This is a genomic window from Armatimonas sp. (assembly GCF_043760365.1).
Classification (GTDB): Bacteria; Armatimonadota; Armatimonadia; order Armatimonadales; family Armatimonadaceae; genus Armatimonas.
Map to the genome: position 1 here is coordinate 1 of NZ_JAYUPA010000570.1, position 1,549 is coordinate 1,549.

Sequence of the window (1,549 nt, forward strand, 5' to 3'; positions counted from 1 at the left end):
CTCCGGATACATCAGGCGAGCATATCCTCAAAGCGGGCGGGCTGCGTCGCTCCCGATGCGAAGATGAGCATCGCTACTGAAGCCCCGCAACGCTCACACTGCATCAACTTACCTTCAATTCCCTCGCCAGAACCTGGAGGGCTGGCAGGTGGAGGTGTAAGACGCTCCGAATCTGGCACCGAACCAATTTGCATTTCCAGCAGATCGGAGAGCCTCTTGCCCAACGGCTTAAAGATGCCTGCGCGAACCTCGGTCATGGGATCGTTGGGATCGCCGACGACTTCGCAGGAGATTTGGCACTGCCCAGGTCCACGGTCTTGCACCAGGATTCTGCCCAGCTCACCAATCGCCCTGTCTCGGAAGACATATACTAACCCGCCCTGGAGCACCTGCTTACTGACTGTAACACCGGGTGGCATTTGAAACGGATCAGTAGCACCGCTGTGAGCACTGCGTATTTGTTTGAATATCAGCCCCTGCTGCCCTGCAAAGCGACCACTCTTTTTCTTTTCACGGCGCATAAGTGTCTCCAAAGTGGCGCATAAGTGTCTCCAACTATCCTTTTCAATCTGACTGTACGAAGGGGTTACCCCCTACTCTTGAGCCTGTTCTTACTCTTGAGCCTGTTCTTTCCAGTTTTCCACGGGATCAACTGCCGCGATGAGCTGAAGGGAGATTCCCAGAGCATCGATCACGCGACTTAGTCGCTCAAAGCTAACACCACGGTAGCGCTCACGCTCCATTCGACTCATGGCTTGCGGTAGAACACCCACCCGAGCGGCGAGCTCCCGCTGCGAAACACCCTGCGCGAGACGCATGCTCAGAAGCCACTGCCCCAGTTCCTCAAAAGCGAAGGGTTGCCCTGTGGCCCTTGTGCTCTCCGATACGGGTAGCCCGCTCTCTGATGACTGCTGCTCGCTAGGCGCACCTTTTTTGGTCTTCATACCGTGTTCTTCTGGCTAAAATTAGGAGAGCTTTTTAGCTCGTCTCTCTTCTTATTCTACGTTAACAAATTCGTTAATTCTTGTCAAGGCCCTACTCTGAGTATCCCTGTTACTTGAGTGTATATATCGCGTCGTTGAAATGGAACAAAGTGTGAAAACACTTGACACACATTAACAAATATGTTAATGTATTACTGATGGATGAGAGGTCGAACATCCAGCTAATTAACCCCTTAACAACTCGCTATGGAAAACCTGAACCTCTCGTTCACGGTGTCGGTACTGGTTCTCGGAGCGCTCTTCTTCGTCACTGACCCTCGGGTGATAGATCGCCTCGTGAATCCGCCAGTAACCCAAAAGAGGAGCACCCCCCGGACAGGAAAGCGCACCTCGCCAGCAAAAGTAGCCTAACCGCTCACTAAAGTCAAGCCCTGCGGGACTCTATCCCGCAGGGCTGGCTCCTCCGGCATTCGCGCCGAAATCTTACCCCTAATCGCTTACAATGCGCGTAATTATCTACTCGTTGACTGATCCATCCCGCTTCCCCTTTGGGTCAACCTACTTCACCGCCAACGCCCTGAATGCCCTCCACTACCCTGATGCAA

2 protein-coding genes are annotated in these 1,549 nt (G+C 53.3%); both read right to left on the bottom strand.

All coding sequences use genetic code 11. The annotated features are described in order from the left end of the window. Positions 1-11: 11 nt before the first annotated feature. Positions 12-521 carry a hypothetical protein gene (locus ACH2EH_RS12990; RefSeq protein WP_395142307.1) on the bottom strand — a complete coding sequence of 170 codons (510 nt, stop codon included), beginning with the start codon at positions 519-521 and terminating at the stop codon, positions 12-14. A 90-nt stretch (positions 522-611) separates the two neighbouring features. Continuing rightward, a complete protein-coding gene (locus ACH2EH_RS12995; protein WP_395142309.1) occupies positions 612-944 on the bottom strand; it encodes a helix-turn-helix domain-containing protein in 333 nt (110 codons plus the stop codon). Positions 945-1,549 lie beyond the last annotated feature (605 nt).